The organism is Stenotrophomonas sp. S4 (assembly GCF_054187805.2).
The window spans coordinates 3,724,601-3,739,466 of record NZ_CM196188.1; the positions used below are offsets into that span (position 1 = coordinate 3,724,601).

General features: G+C 64.8%; 13 protein-coding genes. 5 read left to right on the top strand and 8 right to left on the bottom strand.

What is annotated here, in order from left to right; genetic code table 11:
- Positions 1-181: 181 nt before the first annotated feature.
- A complete protein-coding gene (gene sucD, locus ACUZUJ_RS17405; RefSeq protein WP_005410793.1) occupies positions 182-1,057 on the bottom strand; it encodes a succinate--CoA ligase subunit alpha in 876 nt (291 codons plus the stop codon).
- Between the two features lie 20 nt (positions 1,058-1,077).
- Positions 1,078-2,247: an ADP-forming succinate--CoA ligase subunit beta gene (gene sucC / locus ACUZUJ_RS17410; protein ID WP_004154430.1), complete on the bottom strand. Its 1,170-nt coding sequence runs from the start codon at positions 2,245-2,247 to the stop codon at positions 1,078-1,080.
- A 405-nt stretch (positions 2,248-2,652) separates the two neighbouring features.
- Between sucC and ACUZUJ_RS17415 the strand changes: the two genes are divergently transcribed.
- Complete coding sequence (locus ACUZUJ_RS17415) at positions 2,653-4,266, top strand: sensor histidine kinase (protein ID WP_087923443.1); 1,614 nt, start codon at positions 2,653-2,655, stop codon at positions 4,264-4,266.
- Between the two features lie 61 nt (positions 4,267-4,327).
- The gene (locus ACUZUJ_RS17420) at positions 4,328-5,701 is read left to right on the top strand and encodes a sigma-54-dependent transcriptional regulator (RefSeq protein WP_014038262.1); all 1,374 of its coding nucleotides are present in this window, start codon (positions 4,328-4,330) and stop codon (positions 5,699-5,701) included.
- A gap of 199 nt (positions 5,702-5,900) precedes the next feature.
- Here the strand turns inward: ACUZUJ_RS17420 and pilB are convergent, their stop codons facing one another.
- From pilB to ACUZUJ_RS17435, 3 genes are all read right to left on the bottom strand, one after another.
- Positions 5,901-7,631: a type IV-A pilus assembly ATPase PilB gene (gene pilB / locus ACUZUJ_RS17425; RefSeq protein WP_458220938.1), complete on the bottom strand. Its 1,731-nt coding sequence runs from the start codon at positions 7,629-7,631 to the stop codon at positions 5,901-5,903.
- Positions 7,632-7,695: 64 nt separating this feature from the next.
- Positions 7,696-8,115 carry a pilin gene (locus ACUZUJ_RS17430; protein WP_458220937.1) on the bottom strand — a complete coding sequence of 140 codons (420 nt, stop codon included), beginning with the start codon at positions 8,113-8,115 and terminating at the stop codon, positions 7,696-7,698.
- Between the two features lie 128 nt (positions 8,116-8,243).
- Complete coding sequence (locus ACUZUJ_RS17435) at positions 8,244-8,660, bottom strand: pilin (RefSeq protein ID WP_458220936.1); 417 nt, start codon at positions 8,658-8,660, stop codon at positions 8,244-8,246.
- Between the two features lie 354 nt (positions 8,661-9,014).
- On the opposite strand from ACUZUJ_RS17435, the gene ACUZUJ_RS17440 reads away from it, so the two are divergent.
- From ACUZUJ_RS17440 to coaE, 3 genes are read left to right on the top strand one after another with little or no spacing between them, the layout of a single operon-like run.
- The gene (locus tag ACUZUJ_RS17440) at positions 9,015-10,274 is read left to right on the top strand and encodes a type II secretion system F family protein (protein WP_458220935.1); all 1,260 of its coding nucleotides are present in this window, start codon (positions 9,015-9,017) and stop codon (positions 10,272-10,274) included.
- 7 nt (positions 10,275-10,281) lie between these two features.
- Complete coding sequence (locus ACUZUJ_RS17445) at positions 10,282-11,145, top strand: prepilin peptidase (RefSeq protein ID WP_049416956.1); 864 nt, start codon at positions 10,282-10,284, stop codon at positions 11,143-11,145.
- Positions 11,146-11,156: 11 nt separating this feature from the next.
- Entirely contained in the window at positions 11,157-11,768 is a 612-nt protein-coding gene (gene coaE, locus ACUZUJ_RS17450; protein WP_458220934.1) for a dephospho-CoA kinase, read from the top strand.
- A 194-nt stretch (positions 11,769-11,962) separates the two neighbouring features.
- On the opposite strand, the gene ACUZUJ_RS17455 is transcribed toward coaE, so the two are convergent.
- From ACUZUJ_RS17455 to ACUZUJ_RS17465, 3 genes are all read right to left on the bottom strand, one after another.
- Positions 11,963-12,349, bottom strand: a complete 387-nt coding sequence (locus ACUZUJ_RS17455; protein WP_049442671.1) for a hypothetical protein — start codon at positions 12,347-12,349, stop codon at positions 11,963-11,965.
- Positions 12,350-12,844: 495 nt separating this feature from the next.
- On the bottom strand, positions 12,845-14,215 hold the full coding sequence (locus ACUZUJ_RS17460) for a sensor histidine kinase (protein WP_032957212.1): 1,371 nt from the start codon (positions 14,213-14,215) through the stop codon (positions 12,845-12,847).
- Positions 14,178-14,855, bottom strand: coding sequence for a response regulator transcription factor (locus ACUZUJ_RS17465; RefSeq protein ID WP_005410804.1), 678 nt, complete (start codon positions 14,853-14,855; stop codon positions 14,178-14,180). Before ACUZUJ_RS17465 ends, ACUZUJ_RS17460 begins: the two co-directional genes overlap by 38 nt.
- Positions 14,856-14,866: the final 11 nt, after the last annotated feature.

A 14,866-nucleotide genomic window follows, 5' to 3' on the forward strand; every position in this document is an offset into this window, starting at 1 on the left:
ATGCCGCCATTGTAGCGCCGCGCCATGCGCGCGCCGGGTACCTGGGCTCAGATCCCTTTTGCTGCGCGAAAGGGATCTGACCCCGCACCAGACGCAGAAAGGCCGCCCGGAGGCGGCCTTTCTGTTTCAGCAGCCGGCCAGCGGCCGGCTCTACAGCATCGTCTGCCAGAGGCAGTCGATCTTATTTCACCAGCTTGGCGATGGCAGCGCCCAGGTCGCCCGGCGAACGGACGGTGACGACGCCAGCGGCTTCCATCGCGGCGAACTTGCCTTCCGCGGTGCCCTTGCCGCCCGAAGCAATCGCACCGGCGTGGCCCATGCGCTTGCCGGCCGGAGCCGACGCACCGGCGATGAAACCGACGACCGGCTTCTTCACGTGGTTCTTGATGTACTCGGCGCCGGCTTCTTCAGCGTCACCGCCGATTTCGCCAACCATGATGATGCCTTCGGTCTGCGGGTCTTCGTTGAACAGCTTCAGGCAGTCAACGAAGTTCAGGCCGTTGATCGGGTCACCACCGATGCCGATGCAGGTGGACTGGCCCAGGCCAACTTCGGTGGTCTGCTTGACCGCTTCATAGGTCAGGGTGCCCGAACGCGACACGATGCCGATCTTGCCCGGCTGGTGGATGTGGCCCGGCATGATGCCGATCTTGCACTCACCCGGGGTGATGACGCCCGGGCAGTTCGGCCCGATCAGCACGGTGTCCGGATGCGAACGGGTCAGCACGTTCTTGACGCGCAGCATGTCCAGCACCGGGATGCCTTCGGTGATGCAGACGATGACCTTGATGCCGGCAGCAGCGGCTTCCAGGATCGCGTCGGCCGCGTACGGCGGCGGCACGTAGATGACCGAAGCGTTGGCGCCGGTGCTCTGCACGGCGTCGGCAACGGTGTTGAAGACCGGCAGGTCGATGTGGGTGGTGCCACCCTTGCCCGGGGTCACGCCGCCAACAACCTGGGTGCCGTACTCGATCATCTGAGTGGCGTGGAAGGTGCCCTGCTGGCCGGTGAAGCCCTGCACGATCACCTTGGTGTTCTTGTTAATCAAAACAGACATGGGAATTCCTTGGTGTCGAATCAGGCAGCGTTCTTGACAGCTTCAACGATCTTCTTGGCGCCATCGTTGATGTTGTCAGCCGGGATGATGGCCATGCCGCTGTCGCGCAGCAGCTGCTTGCCTTCTTCCACGTTGGTGCCTTCCAGGCGCACCACGACCGGAACCTTGACGCCCACTTCCTTCACGGCGGCGATGATGCCTTCGGCAATCATGTCGCAGCGGACGATGCCGCCGAAGATGTTGACGAAGATGCCTTCAACCTTGTCCGAGGACAGGATCAGCTTGAACGCTTCGATGACGCGCTGCTTGTTGGCACCGCCGCCCACGTCCAGGAAGTTCGCCGGCTCGCCGCCGTTGAGCTTGATGACGTCCATGGTGGCCATGGCCAGGCCGGCGCCGTTCACCATGCAGCCGATGTTGCCGTCCATGGTGACGTAGTTGATGTCCAGCTCCGAAGCGATCACTTCGGTCGGATCTTCCTGGGTCTTGTCGCGCATGGCGACCAGGGCCTTCTGGCGGAACGCGGCGTTGTCGTCGCTGTCGAACTTGCCGTCCAGCGCGTACAGGTTGCCGTCGTCCAGGATGGCCAGCGGGTTGATTTCAACCAGGGCCAGGTCCTTTTCGTTGAACAGGCGGTACAGGTTCACCATGATGCTGGCGAACTGGCCGGCCTGCTTGGCGGTCAGGCCCAGCTTGAAGCCGAAATCACGGCCGTGGTAACCCTGCACGCCTTCGACGAAGTCGACGTTCAGCGAGTGGATCAGCTCCGGGGTTTCAGCAGCGACCTGCTCGATTTCCACGCCGCCTTCCGAAGAGGCGATGTAGGTGATGGTCTTGGTGCCACGGTCGACCAGCACCGACAGGTACAGTTCCTTGACGATCTCGCCGGCGGTGGTCACCAGCACCAGGTTGACCGGCAGTTCAACGCCAGCGGTCTGGTAGGTGGCCATCTTGGTGCCGAGCATCTTGGCCGCAGCGGCCTTCACGTCGTCGGTGGTCTTGCAGAACTTGACGCCGCCAGCCTTGCCGCGGCCGCCAGCGTGGATCTGCGCCTTGACCATCCAGGGGCCCTGGCCCAGGGAGTTGGCAGCGGCAACCGCTTCGTCCGGGGTCGCAGCGACCTTGCCGGCCGGGACCGGGATGCCGTACTCGGCAAGCAGTTGTTTTGACTGGTATTCGTGGAAATTCATGCGTCACCGTGGGAATAGGAACGACCGCACGCAATTCCTCAGGGCCCCGGCGGGGCGCCGGCATGGACCGCGGCGGGCCCACTATTGTGGCCGAGCCAGCGCCGGGGCGCAAAGAAGTCTGTACAAAACGCCAGACCCGGCCAGATTTCCGCCGTCATTCAGGCAGTTGCGCCCGGGGGCCCACTGGCCACCGGTATCCATCCCGGGCCAAATGCGCGATCCGGCCCGCTCCGACGGCGCCGGGCCGGGCGCCCTATACTGGTCAACCAAGGTGTGTAGAGTCGAGCCAGGTCGACGGCTTCCTCCGCAGGCCACATCGAAGCGACGTGCCGGACCGGCTTCAGGGGACGCCGGGCAGGCCCGCCGCAGATTCCAGACCCAGGCAGCCAGAAGGGGAGTTCCGGCGTGTCACCCAGTGCTTCATTGATCGACCGCATCGAATCGATTCCGCGGCGTGAGCTGTATTTCTTCGCGCTGTACCGGGTGCTGATCGCCTCGGTCATCGCCGCCCTGCTCTACAGCCCGCTGTCGGCCATGGTCGGCGAAGCCCACCACCCGCGGCTGGCCGACACCGTCGCCGCCATCTACCTGGTGCTCTCGCTGCTGGCCCTGGTGATCGGCCGCAACGAACGCTGGCTGCGCCCGATCGTGGTCAGCGGCGTGCTGGTGGACATCGTCGCCGCCACCCTGCTGTCACATGCCCTGCCCGGTGCCAGCGCCGGCATCTCGATGTCGCTGCTGTTCAACATCGCCGCCGCCGCCACCCTGCTCCCGCTCAGCCTGGGGCTGGGCCTGGCGCTGGCCGCCAGCCTCGCCACCGGCGTCGAATACACCTGGAAACTGCTGGAAGGCGGCGACCCCACCCGCACCCTGGCCGAACTGGCGATGTTCGCCACCAGCTACCTGGCGCTGGCCTTCATCAGCTACCAGGTCGGCAGCCGCGCGCGCCGCAACCAGCAGCTGGCCAACCAGCGCGGCGATGAAGTGGCCAACCTGTTCCAGATCAACGAGCTGATCATCCGCCGCATGCGTACCGGCGTGCTGGTGGTCGACGCCGACAACCGCGTCACCCTGGCCAACGAGGCCGCCTCGATGCTGCTCGGTGACAGCGACGGCAGCGGCGAAAGCGGCCGCCTGGACCTGGCCAGCGCCGCCCCGGAACTCGCCCGTCGCCTGCAGCGCTGGCGCAACGGCTGGGCCCAGGACGAACTGCCGCTGCAGCTCAACCCCGACCAGCCTGAAGTGCAGCCGCGCTTTGCACGCCTGCTGGCCGGCAGCGAGCTGGCCCTGGTGTTCCTGGATGATTCCAGCGTGGTCTCGCGCCGCGCCGAGTCGCTCACCCTGTCGGCGATGGGGCGCTTCTCGGCCAGCCTCGCCCACGAGATCCGCAATCCGCTGGCCGCGATCAACTACGCAGTGCAACTGCTGGAAGAAGGGACCGGCTTCAACGAAAGCGACCGCCGCCTGCTGCAGATCATCCGCCAGCAGTGCCAGCGCACCAATGGCATCGTCGAAAGCGTGCTGGGCCTGGCCCGGCGCGAGCGCGCCACGCCCGAGAACGTCGACCTGGCCGCCTTCGTGCGCCGCTTCGTGCTGGAGTACAAGCAGGGGCAGACGCTGGAGACCGACAGCATCGAGCCGATCATCAACGACACCTCGGTGCTGGCCCAGGTCGACACCAAGCACCTTTACCAGGTGCTGACCGTGCTGGTGCACAACGCGCTCAAGTACGGGCGCATCGGCCAGCAACCGGCGCGGGTGCGCCTGCGCGTGGCCCAGCACGAGCGCAGTGCGGTCATCGACGTGATGGATCGCGGCCCCGGTATTCCCGAAAGCGTGGCCGCGCAGTTGTTCAGGCCGTTCTTCACCACCTCCGAGCACGGCACCGGGCTGGGCCTGTACATCGCCCGCGAGCTGTGCCGGGCCAACCAGGCACGACTGGACTACATCCCGGTGCCCGCCGGTGGCTCCTGCTTCCGTCTGGTGCTGCCCGGCCCGCATACGTTGTTGCCCACCTGATCCCGATTCTGTGCGTCAAACATTTGTCGCTTCCAGCCCCCCTCGTTTATCTTTCACGCCCATGAACGAAACCCGCAGCGCCCTCGTCGTCGACGATGAACGCGACATCCGCGAACTGCTGGTACTGACGCTCGGCCGCATGGGGCTGCGCATCAGTACGGCAGCCAACCTTGCCGAAGCGCGCGAACTGCTGGCCAGCAATCCGTACGACCTGTGCATCACCGACATGCGCCTGCCGGACGGCAATGGCATCGAGCTGGTCAGCGAGATCGCCCAGCACTACCCGCGCACGCCGGTAGCGATGATCACCGCCTTCGGCAGCATGGACCTGGCCGTGGAAGCGCTGAAGGCCGGCGCCTTCGACTTCGTCAGCAAGCCGGTGGACATCGCCGTGCTGCGTGGCCTGGTCAAGCATGCGCTGGAGCTCAACAACACCGAACGCCCCGCACCCGGGCCCGCCGCCGAACAGGGCGCGCGCCTGCTTGGCGACTCGCCGGCCATGGACGTGCTGCGCACCACCATCGGCAAGGTCGCGCGCAGCCAGGCGCCGGTCTACATCCTCGGTGAATCCGGCGTGGGCAAGGAGCTGGTCGCGCGCACCATCCATGCCCAGGGCGCCCGTGCGGCCGGCCCGTTCGTGCCGGTCAACTGCGGCGCCATTCCCGGCGAGCTGATGGAGAGCGAATTCTTCGGCCACCGCAAGGGCAGCTTCAGTGGCGCCCACGCCGACAAGCCCGGGCTGTTCCAGGCCGCGCATGGCGGCACCCTGTTCCTCGACGAAGTGGCCGAACTGCCACTGCAGATGCAGGTGAAGCTGCTGCGTGCGATCCAGGAAAAATCGGTGCGCGCGGTCGGCGCCGCCAACGAGGAACCGGTGGACGTGCGCATCCTCTCGGCCACCCACAAGGACCTGGCCGAGCTGGTCGAGGACGGGCGCTTCCGCCACGACCTCTACTACCGCATCAACGTGATCGAACTGAAGGTGCCGCCGCTGCGCGAGCGTCGCCAGGACCTGCCGGAACTGGCCGCGTCGGTGCTGGCACGGCTGGCCCGCAGCCATGGCCGCCCGACGCCGTTGCTGGCACCGTCGGCATTGGACGCACTGGCCCAGTACGCCTTCCCCGGCAACGTGCGCGAACTGGAGAACATCCTGGAACGCGCGCTGGCCCTGGCCGAAGAAGACCGCATCGGCGCCGACGACCTGCGCCTGCCGCAGCATGCCCCGCGCACGCCCGGCAGCGCAGCGCACGCCGAAGCCGTGGTGGACCTGCAGCCCGGCAGCGCCGCCCTGCCCTCGTACATCGAACAGCTCGAACGCAGCGCCATCCAGCGCGCGCTGGAAGAGAACCGCTGGAACAAGACCCGCACCGCCGCGCAGCTGGGCATCACCTTCCGCGCGCTGCGCTACAAGCTGAAGAAGCTGGGGATGGAATAAGGACAGGGTCGGATCCCTTTCCGCAGGAAAGGGCTCTGACCCGGCGCGTACCACCAACCTGGTAGTGCCGGCCGCTGGCCGGCAACCCCATGCATCGCGACATCCACGCACGGCGTGGATCTACCCACCAATCTGGCAGTGCCGGCCGCTGGCCGGCAACCTCATGCATCGCGACATCCACGCATGGCGTGGATCTACCTCAATCCTTGGTAACGCGGTTGATCTCGGCCAGGCTGGTGACGCCCGCAGCCGCCTTCTTCAACGCCGACTGGCGCAGATCGTTCACCCCGATCTGCTGTGCGGCCTCGGCAATCTGCAACGCATTGCCACCGGCCAGCACGATGGTGGCGATCTCGTCGGTCATCGGCATCACCTGGTAGAGACCGGTACGGCCTTTGTAGCCCTCGGTGCACTCATCGCAGCCCACTGCCTCGTACAGTTCGATACCGGCATCCAGCTGCGCCTGGGTGAAGCCTTCGGCCAGCAGCGCGTGCTCGGGCAGGTTGGATGGGCGCTTGCAGTTGTTGCACAGCCGGCGCGCCAGGCGCTGGGCGATCACCAGGGTCACCGAGCTGGTGATGTTGTACGGCGCGATGCCCATGTTCATCAGGCGCGCGATGGTCTGCGGTGCATCGTTGGTATGCAGCGTGGACAGCACCATGTGGCCGGTCTGCGCCGCCTTGATCGCAATCTCGGCCGTCTCCAGGTCGCGGATTTCGCCGACCATGATGATGTCCGGATCCTGTCGCAGGAACGAGCGCAACGCTGCGGCGAAGGTCATGCCGCGCTTGTTGTTCTGCTGCACCTGGTTGACGCCGGGCAGGCGGATTTCCACCGGGTCTTCGGCGGTGGAGATGTTGCGGGTCTCGTCGTTGAGGATGCCCAGCGCCGTATACAGCGACACCGTCTTGCCCGAACCGGTCGGGCCGGTCACCAGCACCATGCCGTAGGGCTTGTGGATGGCTTCCAGGAACAGCTTCTGCTGGTCCGGCTCATAACCCAGCTTGTCGATGCCCAGCTTGGCCGCGCTGCCGTCCAGGATACGCAGCACCACCTTCTCGCCGAACAGGGTCGGCAGCGTGCTCACGCGGAAGTCGATCTGCTTGGTCTTGGACAGGTTGAGCTTGATGCGTCCGTCCTGCGGCACGCGCTTCTCGGCGATATCCAGCTGCGCCATCACCTTCAGGCGCGCGGCGATGCGCTGGTTCAACTTCACCGGCGCGCGCGCCACCATCTTCAGCAGGCCGTCGATGCGCAGGCGCACGCGGTAGTCGTCTTCATAGGGCTCGAAGTGGATGTCCGAGGCGCCTTTGCGGATCGCGTCCACCAGCACCTTGTTGACGAACTTCACCACCGGGGTGTCATCGCCCTTGGCGTCGATGCCGGAGTCGCCTCCGGCGCCGAGATCCTCGTCTCCGGCCGACACATCCAGGTTGCCCATGCCATCGTCGTCGCCACCCAACGCGTCGCCCAGCGTGTCATGGCTGGCATGCCACTGCTCGAGCGTGCGGCGGATCTGGTCCTCATCGACCAGGATCGGCTCCACCACCAGGTTGGTGTGGAACTTGATCTCGTCCAGCGAATGGGTCGGGTTGCTGGTGCCCACGAACAGCTTGCCGCCGCGTTTGAACAGCGGCAGCACGTTGTGCTTGCGCAGCAGCTCCTCGCTGACCAGGCTCATTGCGTTCTGGCTGGCATCGAACGTGGACACGTCGAACAGCGGCATGCCGAACTCGACCGCGTTGGCGGCCGCCAACTGGGCCGCCCCAACCACCTTGTTCTGCGCGAACCAGGTCGGCAGCGGCTGCCGGGCGGCAGCGGCCTTGGCCATGGCATCGCGGGCGGAAGCCTCGTCCAGCGCACCATCCTGGACCAGGCGACGGGCCAGGCCGGTGATGCCGACGAGATTGGCGGTGATGCTTGCGTTCATGAAATACTCCTACTCCCGCAGGAAGCGTACCCCACCGCCGCTTCGACAGGAACCTCAGCAACACTTACTTGTGAGGGCAACCCTTGGGTGCAACTTCGGCGGGCGCAGTGGTGGTGCAGTCCCATACACCGGTTGCAGGTGCATAAGTGATAACAACCGAGGCCGACGCAACCTTGCCGTTTACACCAGTAGCCTTCATCTGAGCAGTAATGACACAAGGAGTGGCAGCCGCGGCTGAAATGCTGGCCACGTACTTCCCTTGCGTAACGGCGGTATTGGGCAACGCGCACGAGCTGGCATCATTCGCGTTGGCGAATTGTTCCCCCACTGGGATCTTCAGCCCGCCCATCAGTACGACAGCCTCAGACAGTTGAGCCCGTGCCGTGTAATCGTTGTATTGAGGTATTGCGATCGCTGCAAGAATGGCGATGATCGCCACGACGATCATCAGTTCGATCAAGGTAAAACCGGCTTCATTCTTCATAAATGCGCTCCCCAATGCGCAGTGTCAACGATGTTCGACGAGACTTACCTTTCATCGAGAACACATCTGGCTCCGTAAAAAAAAGCCCCGGCTGAGCCGGGGCCTTTCTGTACAGCGAAGTTGGTCGATTAGACGCAGGCCTTCGGCTTGACGGACGCGTCGACGTCGGTCGAGCAGGTCCACGCACCAGTCGCCGGGGTAAAGGTGAGTTCAACCTTCTTACCCGAAGCCTTGGCGTTCACGCCGGTGGTACCCATGGTGGCAGTGATAACGCAGGGCGACGCACCGTTGGCAACGACCGTGGCGACGTACTTGCCCTTCTGCACGGAGCTGGCCGGAACGACGCACGACTTGGCGGCGTCATCGTCCTGCGCAAAAGCTTCAACAACCGGAGTCTTCAGACCACTGGCCAGCGTGTAAGCCTCAGACATCTGGGCGCGGGCGGTGTAGTCGTTGTACTGCGGGATCGCGATGGCGGCCAGGATGGCGATGATCGCAACGACGATCATCAGTTCGATAAGGGTGAAGCCCTTCTGGTTCTTCATTTTGGTACATCCCCAAGATAGTGGTGGTTGATTTCAGAGCACAGGATCGGTCTGGCCAGCGGCCAGCTGAGCGGGTCCTGCCCCCTGCGGGTGGATCAACGCAGGTTGCGTGCCAACCCCGGCACGCCTCCCCCTGGATTTCCCCGCGCCCATGATGGCAGCTATTTCACGGATGGGAACCCCCCGCATGCGAATCTGCGATGGACGCGGCAATGTGACGCAGTGCGTCACCTTTGGTCGGCACCCGGCACGAATTCGCATCATAGGCCCCATGGCAACTGCCCAGACGGGCATGAACCCGCTACCATCCACGGCTAGACGCCCGCCTGGGGATGGCGGGTCTGGGGAGCCGATATGTCTGTCAGTCGCAGTGCAATCAAGAAAGAACCCGTGGCGCGCAGTACCACGGAGTTGCAGCCGTTTGTCTGGGAGGGGACCGACAAGCGGGGCGTAAAGATGAAGGGAGAGCAGTTGGCAAAGAACGCCAACCTCCTCCGTGCTGAGCTCCGCCGTCAGGGCATCAGCCCAGGCCAGATAAAGCCAAAGCCGAAGCCGCTGTTTGGGGCTGCCGGCAGTCGAATTACACCCAAAGATATCGCGTTCTTCAGTCGCCAGATGGCGACGATGATGAAATCTGGCGTACCGATCGTTTCGGCGCTGGACATCATCGGCAGCGGCCACAAAAACCCGCGTATGAAGAAGATGGTCGACGGGATCCGTACCGACATCGAAGGTGGCTCGTCGCTGTACGAGTCTGTCAGCAGGCATCCAGTGCAGTTTGACGAACTCTATCGAAATCTGGTTCGGGCAGGCGAAGGCGCCGGCGTGCTGGAGACTGTGCTGGACACCGTAGCGACATACAAAGAGAACATCGAAGGGCTAAAGGGAAAAATCAAGAAGGCATTGTTCTACCCCGCCATGGTGGTCGTTGTCGCGCTGCTGGTCAGTGCGATCATGTTGATTTTCGTGGTGCCGCAGTTTGAGGAAGTCTTCAAGAGCTTTGGCGCGGACTTGCCTGCCTTCACCCAGCTGATCGTAGACCTCTCAAGATTCATGGTTTCATGGTGGTGGCTGATGGCTATCGTCCTGGTGGGCGCAGTCGCCGGCTTTGTCATGAGCTACAAACGCTCCCTAAAAATGCAGCACACGCTTGATCGATTTGTGCTCAAGATCCCCATTATCGGCCAGATCATGAACAACAGTGCCGTTGCGCGGTTCGCGAGAACAACTGCCGTAACGTTCAAGGCCGGTGTACCGCTCGTGGAAGCGCTTGGAATCGTCGCGGGCGCCACGGGCAACAAGGTCTACGAGGAGGCCGTCTTGCGCATGCGTGACGATGTCGCAGTAGGCTACCCCGTCAACATGGCTATGAAGCAGACCGCACTGTTCCCGCACATGGTGATCCAGATGACTGGCATCGGTGAGGAAGCCGGCGCACTGGATGCCATGCTGTTCAAAGTCGCCGAGTATTATGAACAGGAAGTCAACAATGCCGTGGATGCTCTGAGCAGCCTGCTCGAACCGATGATCATGGTCTTCATCGGCGTCGTCGTAGGCAGTATGGTCATCGGCATGTACCTTCCCATCTTCAAACTCGGCGCCGTCGTCGGATAATCACTACATGGCATTTCTCGACCAGCATCCCGGCCTCGGCTACCCCGCCGCGGCCGCCCTGGGGCTGCTGCTGGGCAGTTTCCTCAACGTCGTCATCCTGCGCCTGCCCAAGCGGCTGGAGTGGCAGTGGAAGCGCGATGCGCGCGAGGTCCTGGAAGAACCGGACTTCTACGAGCCTCCGCCACCGGGGATCGTGGTCGAGCCCTCGCACTGCCCGCACTGCAAGCACAAGCTGAGCTGGTACGAGAACATCCCGCTGTTCAGCTGGATCATCCAGGGCGGCAAGTGCCGCCACTGCAAGGCGCCGATCTCGCTGCAGTACCCGCTGGTCGAGGCCCTGACCTCGGTGCTGGTGCTGGCCTGCGTCTGGCAGTTCGGCTTCGGCTGGCAGGGCTTCGGCGCCATCGTGCTGACCTGCTTCCTGATCGCCCTGTCCGGCATCGACCTGCGCACCCAACTGCTGCCCGACCAGTTGACCCTGCCACTGATGTGGCTGGGCCTGATAGGCAACATCGACAACCTGTACATGCCGGCCAAGCCTGCATTGGTTGGCGCGGCGGTAGGCTATCTGTCGCTGTGGATGGTCTGGTGGCTGTTCAAGCAGCTGACTGGCAAGGAAGGCATGGGCCACGGCGATTTCAAGCTGCTGGCCGCTCTCGGCGCCTGGTGCGGGCTGAAGGGCATCCTGCCGATCATCCTGCTGTCGTCGGTGCTGGGCGCCATCATCGGCTCGATCTGGCTGTACACCCGGGGCCGTGACCGCGCCACGCCGATCCCGTTCGGCCCCTACCTGGCCATCGCGGGCTGGCTGTACTTCATGTGGGGCGCGCCCGTGGTGGAGCAATACCTGGTGATGAGCGGACTGCGCTGAGGGGAATCCCCATGAGCCGGTATGTGGTTGGCCTGACCGGCGGCATTGCCGCCGGCAAGAGCGAGGTGACCCGGCGCTTCGAGGCGCTGGGCATCGTGGTGGCCGACGCCGATCTGGCCGCCCGCACGGTGGTCGCCGCCGGCAGCCCCGCCCTGAACCGCATCGCCGAGCGCTTCGGCGTCGACATGCTGCAGGCGGACGGCAGCCTGAACCGGTCGCGCCTGCGCGCCCACGTGTTCGCCGACCCGACTGAACGGGCGGCACTGGAAGCCATCACCCACCCGGCCATCCGCCTGCTGATGCAACAGCAGTGCGAGCAGGCCGCCAGCCCCTATGCGATTGCCGCCATTCCGCTATTGACCGAGGTCGGTGGGCGGCAGGCCTACCCGTGGTTGGATCGTGTACTGCTGGTGGATGCGCCGGAAGCCGTGCAGCACGCCCGGCTGATGCAGCGCGACGGCATCGACGCCGCGCTGGCCGACAAGATGATCGCCGCCCAGGCCAGCCGCACGCAGCGGTTGGCACTGGCCGATGATGTGGTGGTCAACGATGGCCACCCCGAGGACCTGCAGGCGCAGGTGGAAGCGCTGCATGAGCGGTATCTGGGGTTGGCTGGGGGTTGAGGCCGGGCTGCCGGCCAGCGGCCGGCACTACCAAGGCGTATCCACGCATGGCGTGGATCTACTGGACGACTCGATTGCCGGCCAGCGGCCGGCACTACCAAAGCCAATCCACGCATGGCGTGGATCTACTGGTCGACTCGGTTGCCGGCCAGCGGCCGGCACTACCGGATCGCGCATCCGCGCGTGGTGAGGATCTACTCCAGCTGCAGGCGGGCATAGCGGGCCAGTTCGCGGGCGCCGAGCAGCAGGCCGTCGACGACATCCGGGCTGAGCTGTTGGTGGGCACCGCCCTGCTCGCGGGCGGCTTCGGCGGCGTGCAGGACCTGCATGAGTGCGTTCAAGCCGGCCAGGGTGCGGCTGAGGCCGGCCATGGTGGCCGCCTGGGCCGGGCTGAGGCCCTGTGCTTCCAGCCGCCGGCCGTCGGCGGCGTCGCGGCCATCCATGCGGGCCAGCAGGGCTGGCAGCAGATCCTTGGGATCATCGAGCAGGGTTTCGATGCGCTCGGCGACGTCGGCTGGCAGCAGGTCGGCGGCTTCGCCAATCAGGGCGTGCAGTTGGGGGAACAGTGGGCGTGCGGACATGGTGTGGCTCCTCGCAGTCGGCAGGCCACCTGCGGATGCAAGGTGGCGGACGGTGCGGGTTGGCGTACCGGAGACCCAACAACTCAAAAGCTAAGGAAAAAGACTCCAGCGGATTCTGATGAATCCCCACGCACCGTCCGCCGAAACGAGGCAGGCGATGCATTTTCCATGATGGCCGCGGCGCATCTGGAGCTTTTGAGTTGTCGGTTTTTTTCAGGACGCCAATCCCGGCCAGGGCACCTGCCCCAGCCGCCCCATCTGGCCATCACGCAGCAGCGTGATCTGTAAGGAAATTCTCAAGCCGCAGTTGGGTGCACGAATGCGTGCATGCGGACACGCACGCGGCGTGGCGGCGATCACGGTGATGTCGTGTTGGGCTTCGGGCCTGGGGTTCCTGCGAGGGGGATTCGATGGCACAAGCGACACAGGGCGCTATGCAGCGTCGGCAGGATTCGTGCCGACCAAGGTCGGCACCCACCAATGCAGGGGCCGCCCTTACAACGGCTTCGGCGAGAACGTCAGGGTGGCGATCACGCCGCGCTCGCCGCCGGGGCGCACGCTCACCTGCCAGCCGTACAGATCGCACAGGCGGCTGACGATCGACAGGCCGATGCCACCGCCCTGCGAATGGCCGGCGTGCGTGCCACGATAGCCGCGCTGGAACAGCTTGGCGGCATCCTCTTCGCTCAGGCCCGGGCCGCTGTCAGTCACCGACACCGAATTGCTGCCGACAAAGACGCGCACTTCGCCATCCTGCGAGTACTTCACCGCGTTGCCGATCAGGTTGCCCAGCGCCACCGACAAGGCCGCCTCGGGCGCATCGATCACGAGATTGCGCTCGCCTTCCAGCGCCAGTTCCAGCGGCTTGCCGCCCAGCTGCGCGCGGTGTGCATCCAGCAGCTGCTCGGCCACACGGGCGACGTTGCTGGTGCCCTGCCCGCGTTCATTGCGCGACAGCAGCAGCAGTGCACCGATCAGGTCGCTGCACTGCTGTTCGGCGCGCTGGATGCGCTGCAGGCGCTGCAGCACCTTCTCATCCAGGCCGGGCCGGGTCAGCAGCAGCTCGGTGGCGCCACGGATCACCGCCAGCGGCGTGCGCAGCTCGTGGCTGACGTCTGCATTGAACTCACGGTCGCGCTGTACCACTTCGGTCAGCCGCGACGAATAATCATCCAGCGCCTGTGCCAGCTGCCCCACTTCGTCATCGGGGAAGCGCGGCGCCAGCGGCTCGGGATCACTGGTGCCGCCGCGATAGGCACGCAGCCGCGCGGCCAGGTCCGAGACCGGCTTCATCACCTTCGACGCCGACCACCAGCCCAGCACCAGCGACAACAGGCTGAACACCAGCACTGACAGCACCAGTGCGCGGTTGAGCTGCTGCCCACCGCGCACGCTGTCGGTCATGTCGTAGGCCAGGAATGCCCAGGCGTCGGGCGTCTTGCGCACGGCCAGCTTGTAGGAATAGCGCTGACCACGCTCGTCCACGCCGCCCATGTTGTACAGGCCATCCTTGAACTCGTACCAGTCCGGCTCTTCCTCGCGCAGCGCATCAAACTTGTCAGGCTTGATCAGGCGCGCGCGCATCTGCTGCACGGGCAGGTCGGGGTTGCGATCCGGGCTCTCGTAGAACCGCCGCACGTACTCGTTGATGTTGCGGTTCATCACGTCTTCCACCAGCTGGTTTTCCACGCGCATGCGGGCCCAGTTGGTGGCGAACGCGAACAGTGTTGTCAGGCAGAAGCCCAACAACACGAACGAGACGATGATGCGGCTGCGCAGGCGCCGCCGATACGGCGAACGCCGGCGCTCCCCCTTGGTTGCCACGGAATCAGGCTTCCGGGGTGGCGATGCGGTATCCGATGCCATGGCGGGTCTGGATCAGCGGCACTTCAAACGGCTTGTCGACCACCGCACGCAGGCCGTGGATGTGGACGCGCAGCGAATCCGAGTCGGGCAGCTCTTCGCCCCAGACGCGGGTTTCCAGCTCCTGGCGGGTCACCACGGCCGGCGCGGCCTCCATCAGGGCCTGCAGGATCTTCAGCGCGGTCGGGTTGAGCTGCAGCAGCTTGCCCTGGCGGCGCACTTCCAGCGTGTCCAGGTTGTACTCCAGGTCGCCGGTTTCCAGCACGCGGGTCTGCACGCCCTTGCCGCGGCGCGACAGCGCGTTCAAGCGCACCTCTACTTCCTGCAGCGCGAACGGCTTGATCAGATAGTCATCGGCGCCGGAATCGAAACCGGCCAGCTTGTTGTCCAGCGAGTCGCGGGCAGTCAGCATCAGCACCGGAGTCTGCTTGCGCGCTTCGTTGCGCAGCTTGCGACACACTTCGATGCCGTCCATGCCTGGCAGGTTCAGGTCCAGCACGATGGCGTCGAACTCGTGGACCACGGCCAGGTGCAGGCCGGTCACGCCGTCGGCGGCGAAGTCCACGGTGTGGCCACGATCCTCAAGGTAGTCGCCAAGGTTGGCGGCGATGTCGCTGTTGTCTTCGATTACGAGAATGCGCACTGGGACCTCTG